This window comes from Jeotgalicoccus halotolerans (assembly GCF_003387165.1).
Classification (GTDB): Bacteria; Bacillota; Bacilli; order Staphylococcales; family Salinicoccaceae; genus Jeotgalicoccus; species Jeotgalicoccus halotolerans.
In genome coordinates, this window is the sequence record NZ_QUMW01000009.1 from 473,567 (window position 1) to 497,611 (window position 24,045).

The 24,045-nt window shown below is 41.1% G+C and carries 27 protein-coding genes; 7 read left to right on the forward strand and 20 right to left on the reverse strand.

Features of this window, described 5'->3' with window-relative positions; translation table 11 throughout:
- Nucleotides 1-112 precede the first annotated feature (112 nt).
- Nucleotides 113-361 (forward strand): DUF2626 family protein, encoded by a 249-nt coding sequence (locus DFR63_RS03620; protein ID WP_115884370.1) that lies wholly within the window; start codon nucleotides 113-115, stop codon nucleotides 359-361.
- Nucleotides 362-419: 58 nt separating this feature from the next.
- On the opposite strand, the gene DFR63_RS03625 is transcribed toward DFR63_RS03620, so the two are convergent.
- Nucleotides 420-1,031, reverse strand: a complete 612-nt coding sequence (locus DFR63_RS03625) for an MBL fold metallo-hydrolase (protein ID WP_115884371.1) — start codon at nucleotides 1,029-1,031, stop codon at nucleotides 420-422.
- A gap of 98 nt (nucleotides 1,032-1,129) precedes the next feature.
- Here DFR63_RS03625 and DFR63_RS03630 point away from each other — a divergent pair, with 98 nt between their 5' ends.
- A complete protein-coding gene (locus tag DFR63_RS03630) occupies nucleotides 1,130-1,366 on the forward strand; it encodes a DUF2759 family protein (protein ID WP_115884372.1) in 237 nt (78 codons plus the stop codon).
- 59 nt (nucleotides 1,367-1,425) lie between these two features.
- On the opposite strand, the gene argH is transcribed toward DFR63_RS03630, so the two are convergent.
- The 11 genes from argH to DFR63_RS03685 all read right to left on the reverse strand — a co-directional run bounded on the left by argH (nucleotide 1,426) and on the right by DFR63_RS03685 (nucleotide 13,691).
- Nucleotides 1,426-2,799, reverse strand: coding sequence for an argininosuccinate lyase (gene argH / locus DFR63_RS03635; RefSeq protein ID WP_115884373.1), 1,374 nt, complete (start codon nucleotides 2,797-2,799; stop codon nucleotides 1,426-1,428).
- The gene (locus tag DFR63_RS03640; RefSeq protein ID WP_115884374.1) at nucleotides 2,792-4,000 is read right to left on the reverse strand and encodes an argininosuccinate synthase; all 1,209 of its coding nucleotides are present in this window, start codon (nucleotides 3,998-4,000) and stop codon (nucleotides 2,792-2,794) included. Before DFR63_RS03640 ends, argH begins: the two co-directional genes overlap by 8 nt.
- 155 nt (nucleotides 4,001-4,155) lie before the next feature.
- Nucleotides 4,156-5,565, reverse strand: coding sequence for a rhomboid family intramembrane serine protease (locus tag DFR63_RS03645; protein ID WP_115884375.1), 1,410 nt, complete (start codon nucleotides 5,563-5,565; stop codon nucleotides 4,156-4,158).
- Entirely contained in the window at nucleotides 5,555-6,127 is a 573-nt protein-coding gene (locus tag DFR63_RS03650; protein ID WP_115884376.1) for a 5-formyltetrahydrofolate cyclo-ligase, read from the reverse strand. Before DFR63_RS03650 ends, DFR63_RS03645 begins: the two co-directional genes overlap by 11 nt.
- Nucleotides 6,128-6,213: 86 nt before the next feature.
- Entirely contained in the window at nucleotides 6,214-6,867 is a 654-nt protein-coding gene (gene phoU / locus DFR63_RS03655) for a phosphate signaling complex protein PhoU (protein ID WP_115884377.1), read from the reverse strand.
- A 2-nt stretch (nucleotides 6,868-6,869) separates the two neighbouring features.
- Nucleotides 6,870-7,712, reverse strand: coding sequence for a phosphate ABC transporter ATP-binding protein PstB (pstB, locus tag DFR63_RS03660; RefSeq protein ID WP_115884378.1), 843 nt, complete (start codon nucleotides 7,710-7,712; stop codon nucleotides 6,870-6,872).
- 21 nt (nucleotides 7,713-7,733) lie between these two features.
- Nucleotides 7,734-8,612 carry a phosphate ABC transporter permease PstA gene (gene pstA / locus DFR63_RS03665; RefSeq protein ID WP_115884379.1) on the reverse strand — a complete coding sequence of 293 codons (879 nt, stop codon included), beginning with the start codon at nucleotides 8,610-8,612 and terminating at the stop codon, nucleotides 7,734-7,736.
- 2 nt (nucleotides 8,613-8,614) lie between these two features.
- Nucleotides 8,615-9,541: a phosphate ABC transporter permease subunit PstC gene (gene pstC, locus DFR63_RS03670; RefSeq protein ID WP_115884380.1), complete on the reverse strand. Its 927-nt coding sequence runs from the start codon at nucleotides 9,539-9,541 to the stop codon at nucleotides 8,615-8,617.
- A gap of 71 nt (nucleotides 9,542-9,612) precedes the next feature.
- Nucleotides 9,613-10,650, reverse strand: coding sequence for a phosphate ABC transporter substrate-binding protein PstS family protein (locus DFR63_RS03675; RefSeq protein WP_115884381.1), 1,038 nt, complete (start codon nucleotides 10,648-10,650; stop codon nucleotides 9,613-9,615).
- A 148-nt stretch (nucleotides 10,651-10,798) separates the two neighbouring features.
- Entirely contained in the window at nucleotides 10,799-12,982 is a 2,184-nt protein-coding gene (locus DFR63_RS03680; protein WP_170133373.1) for a peptidoglycan D,D-transpeptidase FtsI family protein, read from the reverse strand.
- A 106-nt stretch (nucleotides 12,983-13,088) separates the two neighbouring features.
- Nucleotides 13,089-13,691: a superoxide dismutase gene (locus DFR63_RS03685; RefSeq protein ID WP_115884382.1), complete on the reverse strand. Its 603-nt coding sequence runs from the start codon at nucleotides 13,689-13,691 to the stop codon at nucleotides 13,089-13,091.
- A 132-nt stretch (nucleotides 13,692-13,823) separates the two neighbouring features.
- Here DFR63_RS03685 and DFR63_RS03690 point away from each other — a divergent pair, with 132 nt between their 5' ends.
- From DFR63_RS03690 to DFR63_RS11730, 4 genes are all read left to right on the forward strand, one after another.
- A complete protein-coding gene (locus tag DFR63_RS03690; RefSeq protein WP_115884383.1) occupies nucleotides 13,824-14,567 on the forward strand; it encodes a DUF1189 family protein in 744 nt (247 codons plus the stop codon).
- A 75-nt stretch (nucleotides 14,568-14,642) separates the two neighbouring features.
- A complete protein-coding gene (gene ispG / locus DFR63_RS03695) occupies nucleotides 14,643-15,770 on the forward strand; it encodes a flavodoxin-dependent (E)-4-hydroxy-3-methylbut-2-enyl-diphosphate synthase (RefSeq protein ID WP_115884384.1) in 1,128 nt (375 codons plus the stop codon).
- A 115-nt stretch (nucleotides 15,771-15,885) separates the two neighbouring features.
- Complete coding sequence (locus DFR63_RS11725) at nucleotides 15,886-16,062, forward strand: hypothetical protein (protein ID WP_162842270.1); 177 nt, start codon at nucleotides 15,886-15,888, stop codon at nucleotides 16,060-16,062.
- 13 nt (nucleotides 16,063-16,075) lie between these two features.
- Complete coding sequence (locus DFR63_RS11730) at nucleotides 16,076-16,225, forward strand: hypothetical protein (RefSeq protein ID WP_162842271.1); 150 nt, start codon at nucleotides 16,076-16,078, stop codon at nucleotides 16,223-16,225.
- 62 nt (nucleotides 16,226-16,287) lie between these two features.
- On the opposite strand, the gene DFR63_RS03700 is transcribed toward DFR63_RS11730, so the two are convergent.
- The 5 genes from DFR63_RS03700 to DFR63_RS03720 form a co-directional block, all read right to left on the reverse strand.
- Entirely contained in the window at nucleotides 16,288-16,701 is a 414-nt protein-coding gene (locus tag DFR63_RS03700) for a Fur family transcriptional regulator (protein ID WP_115884385.1), read from the reverse strand.
- Nucleotides 16,682-17,527 (reverse strand): metal ABC transporter permease, encoded by an 846-nt coding sequence (locus DFR63_RS03705; RefSeq protein ID WP_115884386.1) that lies wholly within the window; start codon nucleotides 17,525-17,527, stop codon nucleotides 16,682-16,684. The genes DFR63_RS03700 and DFR63_RS03705 overlap by 20 nt, the downstream gene beginning before the upstream one ends.
- Nucleotides 17,524-18,306 (reverse strand): metal ABC transporter ATP-binding protein, encoded by a 783-nt coding sequence (locus DFR63_RS03710; RefSeq protein WP_115884387.1) that lies wholly within the window; start codon nucleotides 18,304-18,306, stop codon nucleotides 17,524-17,526. The genes DFR63_RS03705 and DFR63_RS03710 overlap by 4 nt, the downstream gene beginning before the upstream one ends.
- Nucleotides 18,307-18,419: 113 nt before the next feature.
- Nucleotides 18,420-19,325 (reverse strand): deoxyribonuclease IV, encoded by a 906-nt coding sequence (locus DFR63_RS03715; RefSeq protein WP_115884388.1) that lies wholly within the window; start codon nucleotides 19,323-19,325, stop codon nucleotides 18,420-18,422.
- A gap of 10 nt (nucleotides 19,326-19,335) precedes the next feature.
- Nucleotides 19,336-20,673, reverse strand: coding sequence for a DEAD/DEAH box helicase (locus DFR63_RS03720; protein WP_115884389.1), 1,338 nt, complete (start codon nucleotides 20,671-20,673; stop codon nucleotides 19,336-19,338).
- A 141-nt stretch (nucleotides 20,674-20,814) separates the two neighbouring features.
- Here DFR63_RS03720 and DFR63_RS03725 point away from each other — a divergent pair, with 141 nt between their 5' ends.
- Complete coding sequence (locus DFR63_RS03725; RefSeq protein ID WP_115884390.1) at nucleotides 20,815-21,777, forward strand: 4-hydroxy-3-methylbut-2-enyl diphosphate reductase; 963 nt, start codon at nucleotides 20,815-20,817, stop codon at nucleotides 21,775-21,777.
- 54 nt (nucleotides 21,778-21,831) lie between these two features.
- On the opposite strand, the gene DFR63_RS03730 is transcribed toward DFR63_RS03725, so the two are convergent.
- The 3 genes from DFR63_RS03730 to DFR63_RS03740 are packed head-to-tail and all read right to left on the reverse strand — an operon-like array spanning nucleotide 21,832 to nucleotide 24,033.
- Nucleotides 21,832-22,911, reverse strand: a complete 1,080-nt coding sequence (locus DFR63_RS03730) for a Nif3-like dinuclear metal center hexameric protein (protein ID WP_115884391.1) — start codon at nucleotides 22,909-22,911, stop codon at nucleotides 21,832-21,834.
- Entirely contained in the window at nucleotides 22,895-23,587 is a 693-nt protein-coding gene (locus tag DFR63_RS03735) for a tRNA (adenine(22)-N(1))-methyltransferase (protein WP_115884392.1), read from the reverse strand. Before DFR63_RS03735 ends, DFR63_RS03730 begins: the two co-directional genes overlap by 17 nt.
- 59 nt (nucleotides 23,588-23,646) lie before the next feature.
- Entirely contained in the window at nucleotides 23,647-24,033 is a 387-nt protein-coding gene (locus DFR63_RS03740) for a c-type cytochrome (protein WP_115884393.1), read from the reverse strand.
- Nucleotides 24,034-24,045: the final 12 nt, after the last annotated feature.

Sequence of the window (24,045 nt, forward strand, 5' to 3'; positions counted from 1 at the left end):
TTGGAATTTATTTACATCAAAATAAATGTAATTACTATTTACATTAGCCGTTGTATTATCTATAATTGAATTTAATGATATGTAAAATTATTCAGGTGGGAGGATGTAACACATGGATAAAGTATTTAAAATGATTGGGTTCTGGACAGCGATGTTTGCCATTCTGTTCTATATCGGAGATATGGTAACAATGTCATTATTCTTCGTTGCACAGACAGGACTTTTTGTCTTACTAGGCTATATGAAATTAACTGAAAGAATGTACTTGTACGTATTTGCTGCCTACTTGATTCTGTTCTTTGTCGGCTTTACATATTACACAACATTCTTACTGGAACCATCTTTTGGAAACCAGCATTAATTAAAAAAAGAGCAGGAACACACCGGTGTTCCTGCTCTTTTTATTTGGCTGCTGCCTATTAACGCACGTAGGGATTATTCTCTTTTTCATCTCCGATGGTTGTGGGTACATTATGTCCTGCATAAACAGTTGTTTCCGGAGCGAGCTTGTACAGTTTTTCCCTGATAGAATGCATCAGTTCAGGTGTGCTGCCGCCATAAAGATCTGTGCGCCCCACTCCTTTGTTAAATAAGACATCGCCGGAAATAACAAAATCTTCAAATTTATAGCTCAGCGATCCGGGGGAATGTCCTGGTGTATGAATCACATCGAATTTAAAGGCCCCTACAGCTGCCGGGCCTTCTTTTAGGATATTTGGGCTCACTGATGAAGTAATCTCCTCAGTAAAGCGGACTGAGCCGTTTTTAGAGGTGTCTGTCAGCCAGTCTGTTTCGATATCCGACATATAGACTTCAGCATCTGTAAATTCCTGAACTTCATCCAGTGCTCCAAAATGATCGTAGTGCGTATGAGTTAAAAGGATGCCGTCCACAGGCAGTCCGATATCTTTCAATTTACCGGTAATTACATTTGCTTCCGCCGACGGATCTACTACCAGTACGCTTTCTCCATTGCTCACAATATAACAGTTTGTTGATAAAGCCCCTAAAGGCAATCTTGTAATTTTCATTAATAATCACTCTCCAAAATGTTCTCGACAAAACTATATATTAATTATACAATATTGTTAAGTGATTGTTTAAAGAGAAAGATTAGGGGGTCAATATAATGCCTTTCTTCGATACAGGAGAATTATTTAGTATTGGTGGACTGACTATTAGAATCGGAGTTAATGCTCTTGCAATTTTAATGGGCTTAGTTGCAGTATTTGGAATTATCGGGCTTTTAAACTCGATGAAAGCTAAAAACATCCTGGCTGCCGCATTCAGTGCAATAACAGTTCTGGTCTTTGGACTTTGGGCGCTTGCAACTATATTTACATTCGGCTATCCGGATCTCGGTTAATTAATGAATAACGAAAAAGAAATACTCCTTCTGGATTTCCCAGAAGGAGTATTTTAATGTTACATATGATTTTTAGCGACTTCCAGCTGCTGTTTAACAGACTCTGTACCTGTTGATCCGTAGCTGATTCTTCTATTGACGACAACTTGAGGCGACAAGATGCTGTAGATATCTTCTTCGATTACATTGCTGGCTGCTTTAAATTCCGGCAGCGGCAGATCTTTAAGATAAATCCCTTTATTAATGCATGACAGTACCAGTTTTCCGACAATTTCATGAGAGTCCCTAAAAGGAATGCCTTTAGCAACTAGATAATCCGCGAGTTCCGTTGCATTGGAAAAATCTTCGGTTACAGCTTCTTCCAGCACTTCTTCGTTAATCGTCAATGTTTCAAGCATGCCATTCATAATTTTAAGGGAGCCCTTTATGGTTGTCAGTGAATCAAACAGGCCTTCCTTGTCTTCCTGCATATCCTTGTTATACGTCAGCGGCAGCCCTTTTAAGAGCATCAGCATAGACATGAGATGCCCTGCAGTCCGTCCGCTTTTTCCGCGGATCAGTTCGGCCATATCGGGATTTTTCTTCTGCGGCATCATCGAAGAGCCCGTCGTAAACGCATCGCTCAGCGTGACGAAATTCGCTTCATCCGTCGTCCAGAAAATCAATTCTTCAGATAATCTCGATAAATGCACCATCGAAAGCGAAATATTCGCCAGCGTTTCAACGATGTAGTCCCTGTCGCTCACCGCATCCATGCTGTTGTGGTATATACCTGAAAAACCGAGCTCGTCTTTCGTCTGGAAACGATCGATATTAAACGTTGTGCCGCTGATTGCTCCTGCACCTAATGGAGAAACGTCAATACGTTTTAAAGCATCGTTAAAACGAGATTTGTCACGTTCCAGCATCCAAAAGTAGGTCAGTATATGATGAGAGAATAAAATCGGCTGGGCACGCTGCAGATGAGTGTAGCCGGGCATAATGACACCGATGTGATTTTCTGCAAGTTCGATAATTGTCTGCTGCAGCAATTCAATACTCTCAATAACTGTCTTAACTTCTTTTTTAACGTATAAATGCATATCTGTCGCAACCTGATCATTCCTGCTTCTGGCTGTATGCAGTTTGCCGCCTGCTGCGCCGATTTTCTCAATCAGTTTTGCTTCGACATTCATATGAATATCTTCCTCTGATACGCTGAAGACCAGTTTATTATTGTTGTAGTCATCTAAGATGCTCATCAATCCATCTTTAATCAGGCTGTTTTCTTCTTCGGTAATAATATTTTGGGCTGCGAGCATATTAGCATGTGCAATACTGCCGTTAATATCCTCTTCAATCAGGACTTTATCAAAATGGATGGAAGCATTAAACTCTTCCACCCATGAAATTGAATCCTCCTGGAATCTGCCGCCCCAGGCTTTTTTACTCATCCACAGCAACTCCCTGTTCAAGCATCGCTTTCACTTTAGTAGGCAGTCCGAAGATTTCTATGAAGCCGACAGATGCTTCCTGATTGAAGGCGTCTTCTTTCGTATAAGTTGCCAGTTTCTCATTGTAAAGACTGTTTTCAGATTTGCGTCCTGTAACAGTGACGTTTCCTTTATATAATTCAACACGCACATCACCGCTGACCGGCTGCTGCATATCTTTCAGAGTCGCTCTCAGCGTTTCGGATAATGGTGTAAACCATAAGCCGTTGTAAACCTGTTCTGTATATTTCTGTTCAATTACCGGTTTAAAATGAGCGATATCTTTCGTTAAAGTAATCGTTTCCAAATCGTGTTTAGCAGTTAAAATTACTTTTGCCGCCGGTGTTTCGTAAATCTCTCTTGATTTAATGCCCACCAGTCTGTTTTCTACATGGTCGATTCTGCCGATGCCGTGTTTGCCCGCGACTTCGTTTAAATGCAGGATTAATTCATGCAGTTCGAACTTCTCGTTATTGATAGCGACCGGCAGTCCTTTGTCATAACTGATTAATAATTCTTCAGCCTCCTCCGGAGCATCTTTAATATTTACAGTAAGATCGTAGGCATCTTCCGGCGGTGCTGCCCAAGGATCTTCAAGGATACCGCATTCGTTGCTTCTGCCCCACAGATTCTGGTCGACAGAATATGGAGAATCAAGATCGATAGGAATTGGAATATTATGCTCTTTCGCGTATTCGATTTCCTCTTCTCTTGACCATGTCCATTCACGGACAGGTGCGAGTACTTTGATTGACGGATCGAGTGATTTAATAGCCACTTCGAAACGCACCTGGTCATTCCCTTTACCTGTACAGCCGTGTGCAACGTAATCGGCATTTGTCTCGTGTGCAATTTCCACAAGTTTCTTAGAAATTAACGGACGGCTGAGTGCAGATACGAGAGGGTATTTCTCTTCGTACATCGAGTTGCCGTAAATTGTATATGCAACGAATTCTTCTGCATATTCTTTTTGTGTATTTATGATGTGACATTCGCTGGCACCCATTTTTAGTGCTTTGTCATGAACCTGTTCAAGATCTTTGCCTTCACCGACATCAAGACATACCGCTACTACATCAAAACCTTTATCGATAAACCACTGAATCGTTACGCTTGTGTCCAATCCGCCTGAATATGCTAATACTACTTTTTTCTGTGCCATATATGTCACCTCATAAGTTTTTTTAATTAATTGATAATTTAAATACTAACATCATAAAATTACATAATCAAGTATAATTATACATATAATTAATATACTTCTTGAAAACATAAAAAAAGAGGCCGTTATCAGCCTCTTTAATGCTTTTCTATATATTAATTCGCTTCATCAATTAAAATCTGCAGTTCCTCATCTTCGACTGGTGTTTCCAGTTTGTCTATGGCTGCATTCATATTGTCATAGTCCTGATTCTTGCGGAACTCGAGTATTTTTTCTTTTGCCGCAAGTTCATTGGACGGATCCATCTCATAGCTTTGATCGACGTACTGCTGGCCTTTTTCCTCGTTTCCTGCTTCTAAATACAGCTTTCCGAGTAAATAGTAAGTCATATCTGTTGCCGCATCTTTGTTAATCGAATTATTAACAACTTCAAGCGCGGCGTCGTAATCGCCTTTTTCATAATAGTACAGCGCTTCGTCGTCCATAGGATGAATCGATGTCTGCCGGTTCATGCCGTAATGGCTGAACATGGTGAATAAAATCAGCACTGCCGCAGCAATAATCGTATATTTTAATTTAACACGGCGGAAATTAAATATTACCCCGAGGAGTACGCCTGTAATCAGACCGCCGATATGTGCATAATGGTTAACATTTGCTACAAACATCGATAAGACTGAAACTGCTGCGAATACTGCGATAATCTGGATAAGCAGTTTTGCTTTGATTTTTCTCGTAATTAATAAATGTACAATGATTAAACCGAGCAGACCGTAAACCGCCCCGCTCGCTCCGAGGGAAATTCCTTCTGTAATAAATACGAGAGAAAAAAGACTCGAAATCGCACCTGCTGCAAGATAAGTTATCAGCAGATGCCACGGTGTATATATTCCTTCAACGAATTTGCCGAGTATATACAGCGCAAAAATATTAAAAAGAAAATGACTGACTCCGACGTGCAAAAAGGTGCTCGTAACCAGCCGGTAATATTCACCGGATGCAACTTCGTAATGGCTGACTGCGAGAAGATTGGTCAATCCATAAGTATTAAACAGATGAACAAATATCAAATTAATTAACAGGACAATGGTATTTAATGTTACGAACAAGAGCGTCATCGGTGTAAATTTAATCATATACTTTTCAAAAGGATGGCGCGACATTAATCTTCGCTTATAAAATGCATCATCTTTCGGTTTTTTATATTTCATATCAATTTTATAAAATGGATTTGATATAATTTTCTCGAGATTACTGACTGTTCTGTGATTGACTCTCAATGTTTTCGACTTAAACTTGCGCGTGAATTTTTTTTCAGTTAAATGGTACAGGTTAATTGTCTTAACAGGAAAACCTGCAATTGCTGAAAGATTATCCGCGGAGTTGAAGATGTTATCAGTAATCGACTCCAGTTCACGATCGGATAAATCCATATCCAAAAGGCACAGCAGTGTTTTCTTTTTGCGGTCTTTCAGCCAAATCATGTCTGTATCCTGGTCATAATGAAGAAAATCATAGTTTGTATATTTCGCAACTTCAAATGCTGCCTGCCATTTATTCTTCATGTTCTCTCACTGCTTTTACACTCAATATCTCTTTGTCGGTAATCAGCGTATCGACAGGCAGGTCATGTTCCATGACGATAGTCTCTCCCAGCTGTTCGCTGAAGATTAAAGAAGCCGTACTGCCTTTAAAACTCGTCAGGAAACGGTCGTAAAAGCCCCCGCCGTAACCGATCCGGTATCCGTCCGTGCTGAATATCAGCCCCGGTACAATCAGCAGGTCCACATCGTTGTTGACCGGTGCTTCGGGATTTGGAATCGGAATATTTTTCTCATCAAGCGTGACTTCTTCTTTTGACGTCAGGCGGTGGAAAGTCATCGATTTGTCATCGTAATGACACTGCGGGGAGTATACCTCAATACCTGAGTCAAGCAGTTCATCAATTAATTTCCAGGTATCGTATTCTATTTTCATCGGCAGGACTATCCCCACACTTTTAAAAGCATGCTTTTGAATAAAATCTTTAGCGTGCGCTGTAATGCTGTCTTCAGCTTTTGATTTGGCATCTTTGTCCATAGATTTTAAAGTGCTGATCATATTTTGGCGCAACTCTTTTTTAGACATATTAATAACCCCTCACTATTTATTTCTTTCTTACAGTTATTCTATATGAATATAGAAAAAACCTCCAGAATTACTGGAGGCTGTTCTTATTCGCTCTTGTATTTTTCATATGGGTCGCCGGTGTGAATATAGTAAATGTGTTCCGCAATACTTTTAATGTGATCGCCGATACGTTCAAGATATTTTGCGGTCAGCTGTATCTGACCTGTTAAAAAAGCATCGGACTCTTCAAAAATATCCGAAGTGGTAATCTGAACGAATACCGCATCGATATCCTGGTCTCTTAAAATAATTTCATCGAGCAGATCAAGATCCGATTTTTTAAAGGCGGTGTAAACGTCTTCCAGCATTAATGACGCCAGACGTTCCATTGTTTTAAAACGGAGGAGCGTCCGTTCATTTGTAATTTTAATACGCTTTCGGACTTCTGCCACATTACTTATATTATCCCCTATCCGTTCGAGATTATCAGCAATTTTAATGCAGGAAATAATCGTTCTTAAGTCCGTGGCAACAGGCTGCTGTGTAGTAATTAAATTAATCGCATGAGCATTTACGTCAGCTTCCATTTTATTAATCTCAGCATCATTGCGGACGACTTTCCGTGCATCTTCGATATCATCTGCAAGAAGTACTTCCACAGTTCCCGCAAGTCTTTTATGACATTCTTCCCCAAGTTTTATACATTCGCCAATCAATGCGTCCAGTTCTTCCTGGAATTTTTCACGATAGACAGTCATTTTTAGCCGAATCTGCCTGAAACGTAATCTTCTGTACGTTTATCAGAAGGATTCTCAAAAATCACATTCGTATCATCTGATTCAACGACGTAGCCCTGGTAGAAGAAAGAAGTTCTGCCGGATACCCGTGCAGCCTGCTGCATGTTATGCGTCACGATAATGATACTGTAATCTTTTTTAAGTTCCTGCATTAAATCCTCAATTTTAGTTGTTGAAATCGGATCGAGAGCACTTGTCGGCTCATCCATTAAAATAACCTCAGGCTCTACTGCGAGTGCACGTGCGATACATATACGCTGCTGCTGTCCGCCTGATAAGCCGTATGCATTGTCATTAAGACGGTCTTTGACTTCGTCCCAAATCGATGCGCTGCGGAGTGATTTCTCTACTACTTCATCGAGAACAGATTTCTTTTTAATACCGTGAACACGCGGACCGTAAGCCACATTATCATAAATTGATTTAGGGAAAGGGTTCGGTTTTTGGAAAACCATGCCGACCCGTGTTCTTAATTCTTCCACGGACATGCCGCTCGTGAAAATATCATCCCCCCGGAACTGGATATCACCTTCTGTACGGACAATAGGCACTAGTTCCGTCATACGGTTTAAAGATTTAACAAAAGTCGATTTACCGCAGCCTGACGGTCCGATGATAGCATTGATGTCGTTTTCGTGGAAAGTTAAATTAATATCCTGAAGTGCATGGTTGTCACCGTACCAGAGATTAAAGTTGTTAGACTGAAAAACAATTTCTTTATCTTCCTGAATGATTGTTTGTCTTTTTGCGTCCGCTGCCTGAGTACCGATGTTTACTTTAGTTTTAACACTGTTTAATTCTGCCATTTATAAAACTCCTCTTAAAAATTAATATCTTTTCGAAAACTTATTGCGGATAAAGATTGCGACTGAGTTCATCAGCAGCAGGATGACCAGAAGAACGATAATTCCTGCTGCTGCGATATACTGGAATTCTTCATTCGGCATTTTAACCCAGCTGTAAATCTGCATCGGCATTGCCTGGAATGAATCGAATATGCTGTTAGGTGTTACGAGCAGCGTCGTTGGCACTCCAATAACTACGAGGGGTGCTGTTTCCCCGATAGCACGTGAAATAGCTAAAATAATACCCGTGATAATACCGGGGATTGCCGCCGGCAAGATGATTCTTGAGACTGTCTGCCATTTAGTGGCACCCATGCCGATTGAAGCTTCCCGGACTGAGGCAGGTACTGCGCGTATTGCTTCCTGTGATGCAACAACAATCACGGGCAGAATCATTAAAGCGAGCGTCAGACCTGCCGCAAGGACAGAGTTGCCTAGCGCAAGTGCCCTCACGAACATTGCAAGACCGAGGAGACCGAAGACGACTGAAGGTACTCCTGCGAGATTTGATATATTTATTTTTATGAAATCTGTAAATTTATTTTTTGGTGCATATTCTTCTAAATATAAAGCTGTGCCGACTGACAAAATGATAGCAACCGGTGTGGTCACGAGCATCAGCCAGAGTGAACCGACTATAGCACCGAAGAAACCTGCATTCTGAGCTCTGCTGGAGTTAAAGCTCGTTAAGAAATCCATATTCAGCCGGTCCCAGCCATCCATCAGCGTGTCTGTAATCAGCATAATCAGGACTGCGAGACCGAACATCGTACACAGGAAGAATAGCCATTTAAAAATTTGGTTTTTAGATTGTCTGCCGGAACGTTTTCCTGCAATAATATCTTTATCTATCAACGTCATTATTAGTACTCCTCCTTAAATTTCTTCGTAAACCACGATGCAATAACGTTCATTAAGAGAGTCATAACGAACAGCGTCATACCGACCGCAAACAGGCTGTAATATAAGTCAGTGCCGAAAGCGGAATCTCCGGAAGTGATCTGAACGATAAACCCTGTCATCGTCTGCAGGGGCTCTGTGACATCAAAACTTGCATTCGGTGTTGAACCGGCCGCGATGGAAACGATCATTGTTTCACCAATAGCGCGTGAAATTGCCAGTACAAATGAAGCGATAATTCCGGAAAAAGCTGCCGGGATAACTACCCGGACTGCCGTTTCGAAGCGCGTTGCACCCATACCGAGCGAACCTTCTCTCATATCTCTTGGCACTGAACTCATAGCATCTTCACTTAAACTTGCGATCATCGGGATAATCATAATACCGACTACTATCCCGGCAGAAACTGCATTGTATAAACCAAAACCGCTATATATACCCTGGAGGATAGGGTTGACAAAATTAATTGCAAAGAAACCGTAAACTACTGTCGGAATACCCGCAAGCACTTCTAAAATAGGTTTAATAATACGTCTGACTCTTTCAGTTGCGTATTCACTCAAGTAGACAGCAGCGCCAAGGCCGATCGGCACAGCGAAAATAACTGCAATGACTACAATTTTAAGCGTACCCATAATGAGTGCCCATATTCCCCACTCCCCGTCACCGACGTAAGGCTGCCATGTAGCTGAAGTCAGGAATTCAGTAATAGGCACCCGGGAGAAAAACTCAAATGACTCTGAAAGTAACGTGTACAGAATACCAATAGTAGCGAGAATGGAGATTGAAGTTATTAACAGTAAAATGACTGGAATCATTCTCTCGAACACACTGGATTTATTTCTTGTATTTTTAATGATTTGTTCTCTGATATTTTTACTGCTCATCATAAGCCTCTCTTTACTTTAAAAATGGACGGGATAAAAGCCTCCCCGTCCATCTGTTATAAGATTTTATCTTCTTATTGTTCCAGGTTTGGAAGTTTAGAAAGTTCCTCTTCAAGCGCTTCGTCTTCAAGTGGTACATATCCAACTTCTTCTGCAGCAGACTGCGAGTTCTTAAGTGTGTATTCCAGGAATGTGTGGAATGTCTCGTTGTCTTCCATTGCAGTATTGTCAGCATAAATGTAAAGCGGACGGGATAATGGGTAAGAGAAATCCATTACGTTTTCGAATGAAGGCTCAACAGCTTCTTCGCTGTCAGGACCTGTAATCGAAACCGGTTTTAATGAATCCTGGTTTTCCTGGTAGAAGCTGTAACCGAAGAATCCGATTGCATTCTGATCTCCGACGACAGATGAAACAACCTGGTTGGTATCCTGGATCAGCTGACCCTGAACACCTTCTTCATCCATTACTTCTTCGTTAAAGAAGTCGTGTGTACCGTGTGACTGGTCCGGTCCATATGCAGTAATCGGCTCTTCAGGGAAGTCTTCGCGAACGTCAGACCAATTCTCAGCTTCGCCTGAGTAAATCATTTTGAGTTCGTCGAATGTTAAATCTTCTACAAAGTCGTTAGCCGGGTTAACTGCAACAGTCAAACCGTCAGTAGCTACTAGGAATTCTGTCCATTCAATGCCTCCGTCTTCAAGAGCATCGATTTCTTCCTGCTTGATACCGCGTGATGCGTTAGCAAATTGTGCAGTACCTTCGATCAGTGCACTGAAACCTGAACCGGTACCGTTACCGCCGAGTTCAACAGCAACACCGTGGTCAGCGTTAAAGTCTTCAACTAAAAGATTAAGTATAGGGAATACCGTAGATGAACCTTCACCGGCAATCTGGTCGTCATCTTCGTTTACATTACCTGTAACGTCTGCAGATGACCCCGATTCTGAACTTGCATCTTCAGTATTTTCTTCGTCTGTGCTTTCTTCGGTACCTTCTTCAGTTGAAGCATCTTCGCTGCCAGTATCTTCTTCTGATCCTGAATCAGAACAAGCCGCCAGAATGAACATTAAGCTCATTAACAGCGCAGCAAGAAATAAATTCTTCTTCATAGCTAAAATTCCTCCAGTTAATTGTCTAGTAATTTATCTTACATACTTATTCTAGCGGACCATTGTAAATGTAAAATTAATGAATTGTTAAGTTTATGTAAATATGAAAAAAAGACCTTAATCCGGGGATTAAGATCTTAAAAAATAATCAATATTGTCCATATTCCAGCTTTGAATAAAAGTCAGAAGCATCATAATTATACAGCGATTCTTCCGCTTGCCCGTAATAAATTTCATAATATTTCTGTATAACATCCTGGCCCATGAACTGAGCCGGGAAAAACGGCACTGTACTCGGCATAGTCGGGAAGATGATGGAGAATGCCATATCCGGATTATCGTAAGGCGCATATCCGAGATAAGTCTGATTTAAAACAGAATCTCCGTCTCTGAAACTCTCGGCTGTACCTGTTTTCCCAGCAGCTTTCGGTTCAAGTTCATGGTAGGCGTCCCACCCCGTTCCATACATATCTCTCCCCTGATCGTGCGTGTTAAACACATCGTAGAAGCCTGCTTGTATCTGGGACAGTTCACTGTCTGAAATCGGAATTGTATTCAGCACATTGGTACCGTAGGATTTTAATATGGGACCTTTATCATTTGCATCACTGCCGCGTATTTCTTTTGCGAGATGCTGCTGCACGCGTTTGCCATCTGCTGCAAATGTCGACATATACTGTGACAGCTGCAGAGCTGAATACGTGTCATACTGGCCGATACTTAAGTACAGATAGTTCATCGGGTTCGTCAGCTGCGGTGCCAGACCCCGAGCTTCGTTCGGCAGGTCAATGCCTGTCGACACACCGAGACCGAACTGGTTCAGTCCGTTCCTGAGCGCGTAGCCGGCTGCGGTTACATCGGTCGGCAGCGGCATGTTCGCACTGTACTCCTCGCCCATAATCGCGAGGGCGATTTTAAACATGTAAGTGTTTGAAGACACCATAAGCGCGCGCTGGTCATCGACCGGCACCTGATCATTCCGGTTAAAGAAGGAACTGACAGTATCTGTGCCGGAAAATGTCATCGGCTCGTCAATTAGTGTTTCTCCGACTTCGAGAACATCCTCCTGATAGCCTGTAGCAACAGTGGCCCCCTTGACGGATGAACCGGGCACGTATGTTGCAGTCAGCGTACCGTAATCGTAATCAACGATATCGCCGTCTTCATTAATATGTTTTCCGACCATGGCGAGAATATCACCATTATTCGGATCCTGGACGACCAGCTGTACGGTATCGATATATTCCGGAATAATAGTATAGTCGATATCACCGCTGTTTTCGTCCCTCGCAACAATTTCCTCAGCCAGTTCCCTGATTCCTGTTAAATGATGTTCTGCGATTTTTTCAAGTTCGAGCTGCAGCTCAATATCTATAGTCAGATACAAGTCGTCTCCGGCTTTCCCTTCTTTAATCGTTTCCTCACCGGTCACTCTGCCGGACTTATCCGTCGTATATTTCACCTGCGGTTTTTTACCGCGGAGAACGTCTTCGTACTGGAACTCAAGATAGGATTTTCCTACTCTATCGTTGCGCGAGTAACCGAGCGCCTGGTAATATTCAACGAGTTCTCTCGGCAGTCCTTCATCGTTCGTCGATACTTCACCGAGCACTGTACGAAGTGCCGAATCGTAAGGATAGTCGCGCTGCCAGTCGAGGCCGGTCGAAATCCCTGTCAGCTGATCCAAGTCTTCATTAACTTTGGCGAACTCTTCTTCAGTAACATCTTCACTCTTAATAATTACAGGATTAAGTTCACTTGCTGATACCATTTCTACATATACAGCAATAATATTTAAATCCTCGTCACTTAACACCGAATCTGCAAATTCTTCATCGATTATGTTATAAGCATCTTCATTAAAATCATTTTGGGAAATCCCGCCGTTTTCAAGCAGTGTAACCTGCTCAGGCATTATTGCCGACAGCTCTTTCGGATAATTGTTAATAATGTAATCCTGTTTATCGCGCAGCGATAAACTTTCAGTATCCATATCTATATATGTACTGAGTGTTTCTGCAACGTCCATTATTTCGAAATTTGACATATTTCTGTGTCTGGTAAAATAAACAGCCTTCTCGGCAGTATTGCCGACAAGAAGATTGCCGTTTCGATCGTAAATCTCCCCGCGCGGCACACTCTGATTAATTTCTACATACTGCGCATTTTCAACCTGTTCCTGATATGTATCACCGAGAACAATCTGCAGGTAGCCGAGACGTATAATAAGAATTAAAAATAATATAAAAATTATAAGCATAATAATATTTATACGCGACTTCAGCACCTGTTTATTTATAGCATCCAAGCTTTTAATTTTTGCCCGTTTCAACCTGCATCAAACCCTTTTATAAAGTCCACATCATTTTAACATATTTTAGACCCGGTATACTAAAATAAAAAAAGACGGGGAGACATCCCCGTCTTTCAATGCTGTATTATTTAGCAGCCTGATATAATTCGTTAACTTTGTCCCAGTTTACTACATTCCAAATCGCACTTAAATATTCAGGGCGTTTGTTTTGGTATTTAAGGTAGTAAGCATGTTCCCAAACGTCGACTCCGAATACTGGAGTTTTACCTTCAGATACAGGGTTGTCCTGGTTTGGAGTACTTGTAATTTCTAATTTACCATTGTTAACTACAAGCCATGCCCAGCCTGAACCGAAACGGCCAGCTGCTGCTGCTTCAAATTCTTCTTTAAATTTGTCAACTGAACCGAAAGCAGATTCAATTGCTTCTTTTAATTCACCTGATAATTCTTTTTTCTCTGGAGAAAGCAGTTCCCAGAAGATTGAGTGGTTAAGGTGTCCCCCACCGTTGTTACGTACCGCAGTCTTGATGTTTTCTGGTACAGCGTCTAGGTTTTTAACAATTTCTTCGATCGATTTAGACTCGAGATCAGTACCTTTAACTGCGTCGTTTAATTTTGTTACATAAGTGTTATGATGCTTAGTGTGGTGAATCTCCATCGTTTCTTTGTCGATATGAGGTTCTAAAGCATCATAAGCATATGGTAATTTTGGTAATTCAAAAGCCATAATTAAAAATCTCCCTTCAAAATTGTTTACATCCTAAATATAGCAATTTGATGTTAAAATAACAATTAGATTGCTTAAGGTTTTTTTAAATAAGACTAAGGTCTTATTATTACACGCATTAAGGATGAGAGAATGAAATATTTTAACTTTATTAAACGCCTGGTTACATTTAAAAAGTATCCTCTATTTCGTACTGTACCCTTCAGGTACCTGCTGTTAAACATACTGCTCGTGTCGATTTTTATCTCTCTGCCGTTTATTACGTCGTTGCTTGCTACGGTAAATACTTTCGGGCATCTGTCGGAAATAGGCGATGAAATTCCCGAATTTCAAATTGAAGGCGGTGAATATCAGGGAGAAGAAAAAGAGCTCAGCTTAAATGAACATCAAATTCTGTTTACATCGGATATTACACGTGATGAAAGTGATACACTCGATGAAGCTGTACTGTTTGGCTTTCTCCGGGATGGTATATACATAAGCGAAATTCAAAACGGTACTTTCAGCTACAGTTTTATAGGTGATATTATAGATAATGAATCGCTGGAACAGTTTGTATCCAGTCAGATGTCGAGTTTATACTTCTATATATTTATCTACATTACTCTATATATTGTGGTCATTTATTTCTTTATCTTTACGCTGATGCTGTTTCTGTCGCTCTTGTTAAGTTTTATTGCAAATTTCGCCGGCAGAAAAACAGATTATATGAACTGGTTTAAAATCGGTTCCTATATAATGATGATTCTTACTCTGCCGATCGGTCTTTTTGCTGTCTTTACGGAAAACTTCTACTGGATTATACTGATAATCGCTCTGATACCGTATATTTATTACTTTAAAAAGCTGCCGAAGCAAAAGAAAACGCATTCGTAATGCAAGATGGTTACATTTGTTTCGGTTTTTTATTATAATAAGATTATAAAATAGAAAGAATTTTAGATTAGGGGCTTGTATATGTCTGGAATTACACATCGTACACAAACTAGAAAAGTTAAAGTTGGCGATCTTACTATCGGCGGAGCCGATGAAATTATCATTCAAAGTATGACAACAACGAAAACACATGATGTTGAAGCTACTGTTGCTCAAATTAACGAGCTTGAAGAAGCAGGTTGTCAGATCGTTCGCGTTGCATGTCCAAAAGAAGAAGATGCGCTCGCTATCGCAGAGATTAAAAAGCGTATTAATATACCGCTTGTTGTCGATATTCATTTCGACTATAAACTGGCGTTAATTGCAGTAGAAGGCGGCGCGGATAAAATCCGTATCAACCCGGGTAATATCGGACGCCGTGAAAAAGTGGAAGAAGTCGTAAAAGCCTGTAAGGCTAAAGGCATTCCAATCCGTATCGGTGTTAACGCAGGAAGTCTTGAACGCCATATTATTAAAAAATACGGCTACCCTACTGCGGACGGCATGGTTGAAAGTGCCTTGCACCATATTAAAATATTAGAAGACCTCGATTTTCATGATATTATCGTTTCCATGAAAGCATCAGACGTTAATCTTGCTGTAGAAGCATACGAAAAAGCAGCTGAAGCATTTGATTATCCGCTTCACATCGGTATTACCGAAAGCGGTACGCTGTTTGCGGGAACTGTTAAGAGTGCTGCAGGTCTCGGTACTATTATTTCTAAAGGTATCGGAAACACAATGCGTATTTCCTTATCGGCAGATCCAGTTGAAGAGATTAAAGTATGTAAAGAGCTGCTGAAGACTTTCGGTCTCGCAAGTAACGCAGCAACACTAATTGCCTGCCCGACTTGCGGACGTATTGAAATTGATTTAATTTCAATCGCAAATGAAATGGAAGAATATATTTCACATGTCAAAGCACCGCTTAAAGTTGCTGTACTCGGCTGTGCGGTAAACGGTCCAGGTGAAGCGCGCGAAGCTGATATCGGTATAGCCGGTGCCCGCGGTGAAGGATTGCTCTTCATGCACGGTAAAACGGTACGTAAAGTGCCGGAGGAAACTATGGTCGACGAACTGAAGAAAGAAATCGATATTATGGCTGAAGCTTACCACGAGAAAAAACGTCTTGAAAAAGAAGAAGCCGAAGCTGAAGTTAAATAATATTTTAAACCCGCTGCGATATGCAGCGGGATTTTTTGTCTTTGCTATTTTTGAGATGTGAATATATAGTAAATACCGAATTTAATTTATTACAATAAAAGTCAGGTGCAGTTTTATGAAAAAAGTTTTGAACATAATATTTTTGACCGTTATCGGTCTGATACTCATGACGGTTCTCGGTTTCTGGTTTACAGATACAAGCATACGTCCGTCGATTACCGTACTTTTGGTTGTTATACTTGCGGTTTCAGTACTTGTTAAGAACAGACTGAACCGGGAAACTGAAAAATGAGCGGGTCCAGTTTATGGGGTCCAGTTTAGCGTGCTCAGTGCGCCACTATGAAAGTGACAATGGCACGGTAGAAGGTCCAGTGCGCCACTGTGAAAGTGACAATGACACGGTAGAAGGTCCAATGCGCCAATGTGACAATCACAATGGCACGGCAGTCACCTAAAAAACAAAAAACCAGTCCGCAACTCCTCAAAAAGAGCCGCGGACTGGTTTATTTTATCTATCTTACCGGCATGCTTCACACAGACCGTATAGTTCTACTTTGTGGCTGTTGATTTTCACGCCGTTCAATTCTTTTTCCCAAGTTTCTACCGGACAGTAGTGAACGACTTTCGTTTCACCGCAGCGTTCGCATATAAAATGATGATGGTGGTGATCAGTACAGGAAATTTTATACTGCATTTCTCCGCCAAAGGTTGTCTGCTCAAGTACGTTGATATCTTTCAGCGTATGAAGATTCCGGTATATCGTATCGTAACTGATACCGGGATATTCCTTATTCATCATTTCCTGAATTTCCTTGGCAGATAAGTACCGTTCGTCTTCCATGAACAGTTCTATCATGCGCAGACGTTTTTTAGTTACTTTAAACTTAGCTTCTTTAAGCATTTCTTTGTAATCAACTAGTTCTTTGTGCATTCCTAACAACTCCTACACGATTTAATATCAGCGTACATAATAAGATAGCGATAGAGACAAGTACTATCGTCCCGCCGGGCGAGATATTCAAATGAAATCCAAGGAACAGCCCGGCTATTACCGAGATTTCCCCAAAAATTATGCTGACTATCATAAGCTGCTTGAAACTCGATGTGATTCTCATTGCACTTGCCACCGGCAGTGTCATCATGGCACTGACCAGCAGTATACCGACAATCCGCATCGAAGCGCTGATTACCAGAGCAACAAGTACGATAAATATAATGTGAATGTATTTGCTCAGCTTCATAACATCAGCGTATTCTTCATCAAACGAAATGAAAAACATTTCCTTGTAAAGAAAGAAGACAAACAAAACAACAATAGCACCGATAATTATAATTAAAATAAGATCATTAAAGCTGACGGCGCTTATACTTCCGAACAGGTAGCCGAATAAATCCTGGTTAAAGCCGTTGGCTAATGACAGGAATAAAACGCTTAGTGCAATACCGAGACTCATTATTATCGGAATTGCAATTTCTGAATAGTGTTTATACAGTCCGCGCAGCTTCTCGATCCCGAGCGCACCTATAACGGAAAACACGATACCGGAAATTACCGGATTAATGATAAAGTTAAAGACCGATGTTAAATAAACGCCAAAAGCGATGCCGCCGAGTGCCACATGACTGAGTGCATCTGCAATCAGCGACAGCCTTCTTACAACGATAAAAGTTCCGAGGAGCGGTGCAATCAGGCCGACAATCAGACCGCTTATAAATGAATATTTCATAAAGTCATAATTTAATATTGCCTCTATCATTTACAGCACTCCCTCTGGTGATTGTGCGACACGAGCTGCAGCGGGAAACCGTAAATTTTGGACAGTTCTGCTTCACCGAGATTTTGAAATTCCTTATTCGTACCATGAAAGTGCAGATGCTCGTTCAAGCATGCGACTTTATCGGCATTGTCGACGACAACACCAATGTCATGAGTTACGAGCAGGATTGTTACCTCTTGTTCTTTTAATTTCAGAAGAACATTATAAAAATCTTTAACATGCTTGCTGTCGATTCCTTCCGTCGGTTCATCGAGAACTAAAATTGAAGGTTCGTTAATTAAAGCCCGTGCGATAAACACCCGCTGAGCCTGCCCTCCGGACAGGTTTGATACGTTCTGATGTTTAATATGACCAATATCAAGAAGCTTTAAAGTTTTATCCAGCTGTTTATTATCTTTTTTATTGAATCTTTTAAACAATCCCTTTTCTTTTGTCAGTCCGCTCAGCACCACTTCTTCTACAGTAGCGGGAAATCCCTTCGCATGAGCTGCCGCTTTTTGGGAAACGTAGCCGATTTCCTGCCAGGCATTAAAAGATTTGCGGCTCTTGCCATTAATCAGTATATTGCCCTGCTGAAGCTTATAAACACCGAGGATTAATTTCAGCAGCGTGGATTTTCCAGAACCGTTCGGGCCAACAATAGCCAAAAATTCTCCCTGGTGAATCGAAAAGGATATATGCTGGAGAGCCGGTGTCGCTTCCAATTTATCTTTATATTCATATGTTACGTCTTTAATTTCAAATACAGGCACACTCATTAACAAGACTCCTTTTATTTATCTCCTGATTTATTTTACAGTAATCGTTACGATTTGTAAATAGGAATGATTACGAAAAAAGAGCACCTGAAAGAGGTGCTCCTTGAATTATACTATTCTAATTCCGATACTGCCGGATTAATTTTTACTAATAAACCGGGATCGAATTCCCCTGATTTGATCATATCTATTTCGTGTTTATACGGTGCGAAACGATTTTTCTTATCCGGACCGACAAATGGAGTTTCTAATATTTTTGGTACGTCAGTGAACTCCGGATGATTAATAATATAAGTCAGTGCATCAAATCCGATATGACCGAAACCGAAGTTTTCATGTCTGTCTTTATGAGCACCGGCAGGATTTTTAGAGTCGTTCATATGAAGAATTTTAATGCGATCAATACCGACAATTTTATCAAACTCATTTAAAACGCCGTCAAAATCATTTTTAATATCATAGCCTGCATCGTGAACGTGACAAGTATCAAATGTTACACTTAAGCGTTCATTATTTGTTACGCCGTCCATAATATGTGCGATTTCTTCAAATGTACGGCCGATTTCGGAACCTTTGCCAGCCATTGTTTCAAGGGCAATCTGCACATCGTTGTCATTCGACAGAACTTCGTTAAGTCCTTTAACAATTTGCCTAATTCCCGCTTCACTTCCGGCACCGACATGTGCACCTGGATGAAGTACAATCTGTTTTGCACCGAGAGCTTCAGTACGCACGATTTCTTCCTGTAAAAATTCAACGCCTAAATTAAAGACATGATCTTTTTCAGTATTTGCGATATTAATAATGTATGGAGCGTGCACGACGAAATTTTTAATGCCGAGTTCCGCCATAGCTTTCTGTCCATTTTCGATATTCAGATCTTCAATTTTTTTACGGCGTGTATTTTGCGGTGCACCGGTATAAATCATAAATGTAGATGCACCATAACCTGCTGCAGTAGTTACCGACTCTTCCAGCATTTTCTTACCGCTCATCGAAACATGTGATCCCAATAGCATTTACATCAACCTACTTATTATCTTTTTTATTTCTCTTCTTCTCGTTGCGTGATTTAGCTTTTGCATAGCGTCTTCTTTCCTGGCGCTCAAGTTCTTCTTTCTGGAACTTAATTTTCTTTTTATAGCCCGGTTTTACTTTTTTAGGGCTGCGTACTTTGTAATTTTGCGTTTTATTCGTCTTGCTGCGTGTATTTCTCGCTGCGCGCTGCGTGCGGTCTTTAATTTCTTTCAATTCACCGCCGCGGATATCTTCATGATTGAAAACATATCCTTTACCTTCAAGTGCATCAATTTCGTTTTGTTCACTCGGTTCGTAAAGTGTAATCGCAACGCCGCTGTACTGTCCTCTGCCGACACGGCCTACTCTGTGCGTAAAGAATTCTATCTGCTTTGGAATATCGTAATTAATGACATGGGACGCACCGTCAAAATCAAGTCCTCTTGCTGCAAGGTCGCTTGCAACAACCCAGTGATAATCAAGACTCTCGATTTTTTTAATTTCCTGTGTTCGTTCACGCGGTTTTAAACCGCCATGGAATAATCCCACATTAATGCCGGCTTCTTTTAAGTAAGCAAATAATTCATCGGCACGGTCCCTTGAATTGGCAAAAATTAAACCGATATACGGCGTAATATTTTTAGTCAGTTCAAGTGTTTTTTCTAATCTGCTCGATCCTTTAACAGGCACGAGACTGTAATGGATAGATGCTTTATTAAGCGGCGTATCAATTACGATAATTTCCGTTTCGCCAATATATTTTTCCATAAAATGTTTTAACGGGTCAGGGATAGTGGCAGAAAATACCAGGAACTGGCTTGAAGTCGAAATACGGTTAGAAATATAGTCGACATCTCCCATAAAACCGAGATCGACCATTAAATCGGCTTCATCGATAACAACAGATTTCGCTGCATGAATATCAAGCGCCTGATTATCGATTAAATCCTTGATTCTTGTCGGCGTACCGATTACAAGCTGCGGATTTTGACGTGCACGCTCTTCATCGCGTTTCATTTCCGTGCCGCCGATAAATGCCCGTGCACTTATATCTTCATATGATTCGAGAACTTTTTTAGCCATATTCTCAAGCTGCTTGGCAAGTTCTCTCGTCGGCGCCAGGATTATAACCTGCGGTGTTTTCTCTTCCGCGTCGATATTGTAAATAAGCGGCAGTAAAAAAGCATGGCTTTTCCCGCTGCCTGTTGCTGACTGTGCAACGACATTGCTGCCTTTTAATATACGGGGGATTACGCGTTCCTGCACCATCGTCGGATGTGTAAATCCTACTCGCTCTATTGCACTGAGCATTTGTTTGTTAAATTCAAATCTTTTAAATGCATTTGACATATATGTCACCTGTCCCTTTCAAACTCCTTATCAATTATAACTAAAAATGCATATTTACGCTATAATAATCGTTCAGTCATTTGGATGATTTGAATATCAGCAAAAAGTAAGTATAATCAGATGTAAGGAGGAGTTCAACTTATGGATATTATTAAAATCTCACCGCGCGGTTACTGTTACGGCGTTGTTGACGCAATGGTGATTGCGCGCAATGCTTCGCTTGACCAGTCGCTGCCGCGTCCTATATATATTTTAGGTATGATTGTACACAATAAGCATGTGACGGATGCATTTGAAGAAGAAGGCATTATCACACTAGACGGACCGAACCGTCTTGAAATCCTCGAACAGATCGAAAGCGGTACTGTTATCTTTACAGCACACGGCGTTTCGCCGCAGGTAAAAGCACGTGCTAAAGAGAAAGGACTCGTATGCATCGATGCGACTTGTCCTGATGTAGAGTTTACACACGATTTGATTCGAGAGAAAACTGCGGATGATTACGATGTTATATATATCGGTAAAAAAGATCATCCTGAACCGGAAGGCGCTGTCGGTGTCGCACCGGATCATGTTCACTTAATCGAAACTCCAGAAGATGTTGCAGCCCTGCCGGACTATCTTTCAGACAAGAAATTAATCGTGACGAATCAGACGACGATGAGCCAGTGGGATGTCAGCCATCTTATGGACGATCTTAAAGTCAGATATCCGCACATTGAGGTGCACAAGGAAATCTGTCTTGCAACACAGGTTAGACAGGAAGCTGTTGCCGAGCAGGCCGGAGAAGCTGATTTACTCATCGTAGTTGGAGATCCGAAGAGTAATAACTCCAACCGTCTTGCTCAGGTTTCTAAAGAAATTGCGCACACTAACGCCTACCGCATCAGTTCATTAAATGAACTTAAAAACGAATGGCTGGAAGGTGTGGAGAAAGTTGCAATTACAGCAGGCGCCTCTACTCCGACACCGATTGTAAAAGAAGTCATCGACTATATTAAAAATTATAATATTGAAGCTCAGGCTGCACCGCAATCAGCAGTGCCGATGACTAAGATTTTACCAAAAATCAAAAAACCAACACCTGTTAAAGTGATGGAATAATAAGCAAAAAGCTGCGGAATCTGAATATCCAGATTCCGCAGCTTTTTTCATCATTTATTCAAATGGGTTTGTTGATACTTTTGAAGGCTGTACCGGCACATCAATCTGCTCTTCGATCAGCGCAGCAAGATATTTAGTCATTAAAACTTCAATATAATGGCCGGCATCGATAATATTCTGACCGCGGTCTTTTGCATCATAAGCTTCATGATACTTAACGTCGCCGGTGATCAGCACATCTGCCCCGCTGTGAAATACAGCCTCGCTGTAACTCATCCCTGCTCCGCCGATTACAGCGACGGTATTGATAATCCCGTCGCCTGCTTTCACGATATTAACCGGCTTAAGGCCAGTTTTGTTTTCTATCAGCTTGACGAGAGCCTCGAGCGTATCTCCGTACTTAAATTTAACGCCGAGTCCGGTATCGGCCTTTCTGTCGAGACTGTATATATCATACGCAGGTTCTTCATACGGATGATATTTTCTGACTGCATCAATAACAGCTCCCTGTTCCCTGCCGTCAAAAATGCATTCTATAACATACTCATCCACATGTTCCAGTTTTCCTGCTTCCCCGATGGTTGGATTGGCCCGGTCTTCAGGTCTGAACTGGCCGTGAACCCTATATTCATAACTGACTTCCGTATAATCCCCCATATCACCCACCGGTGCATTTTTTAAGAGATTTTCTTTGAATTCTTCTTTATTTTCCGTGTTGATATTCACCCTGAGTTTTTTAAAGTTACCTTTTTGAGGCAGAAGAATTTCTGTTTCAGGATAACCGAGTTCCGACGCTATCATATGACTGACGCCATTTTTCTGATGGTCGAGGTTTGTGTGCATCGCAATCAGATTAATATCATTTTTAATTAATTTACGGATAACAGCACCTGGTCCTTCGTTCACCACTTTTGAAATCTCAGGGAAAATTAAAGGATGGTGGCTGATAATAACATTGGCATTCTGCATAACAGCTTCATCCACAGTACCGGCGCTGCAGTCGAGCGCAGTAATAATACCTGTAACGGTATCGTTCTCGTTACCTACCAGCAACCCAGTATTATCCCAGTGTTCACTATCTGAAAACGGGGCAATTTTATCCAGCTTTTTTAAAAAATCACTTATCTTTAACATTCTCCAGCACCTCATCGACATATTTAAGATTAGATTCAAGTCTCACAACTTTATCTATATTCTTTTCCCTATCGTTGATACCATTTAATATTTTTTCTATATGACTCTTTTCACGTTCCAGCTGTGCGATAAACACCGGTTCCCGTTTATCAATATTTACAGGACCAAAACGCAATTCCGCTTCACTGTATTCAACAGTTTCTTCGGTATAATCAAAGACAATAATATCGTAAAAATGAGGACCGTCTTTTAATTGCAGCTCGTCTGTAATTTTATAATTATGCTCAGCCATTATTTTTCGAATCGGATATGGATAAGTATTTGCCTGCACAATAAAGCGGGGTGTACCACGGACGAACTTCATCCCTGTTTCAATTATACTCGCTATTAACGGCCCGCCCATGCCGCAAATTGTAATGGTATCTGCATCATCCATGCTGCGGAGTACAGATAAACCATCTCCAAGGCGTATTTTTATTACATCGGATAATTGATTCTGCTGGACATTTTTAACAGAAGAATCATAAGGCCCTCTCGCGATTTCTCCGCATATGGCTGTCTTAATAATCTTTTCGTTTACAGCATATATCGGTAAGTATGCATGATCCGATCCGATATCAACAAGTGCATCTCCAACGATATAATCCGATACTATCTTAAGTCTTCGATTTAACATATACTCACTCCTGTATTAAAAAAAAGACCCCCAGCATTGAGAGTCTTTTTTATAAAAAATTATTGTTCAGAGAAAAACTGGTATAAAGCTGTAAGTTCTTCATCTGCAATCTGATCAGTTGAGAATGCAGGCATAGAACCTCGACCTTCACGTACAGTTGTCGTGAAATCTTCCTCAGCAAGACTAGTTCCAGCTAATGCAGGTCCCATTCCGCCGCTGAAGTCCTGGCCGTGACATGAAGCACAGTTATCACGAGCGATACCTTCTGCATCTACGTCACCGCTTGAAGCTTCATCTCCGCCTGATTCTTCAGAACCTTCAGATCCTTCTTCTGTTGCAACGTCTTCCTCGCCATCATCAGTTGAACCTAATCCAGAAAGTAAGAATACAAGTCCGATCCCTAAGAAAATAATCAATAAGAATGGAACTATAGGATTTTTATTCATAATGTTACCTCC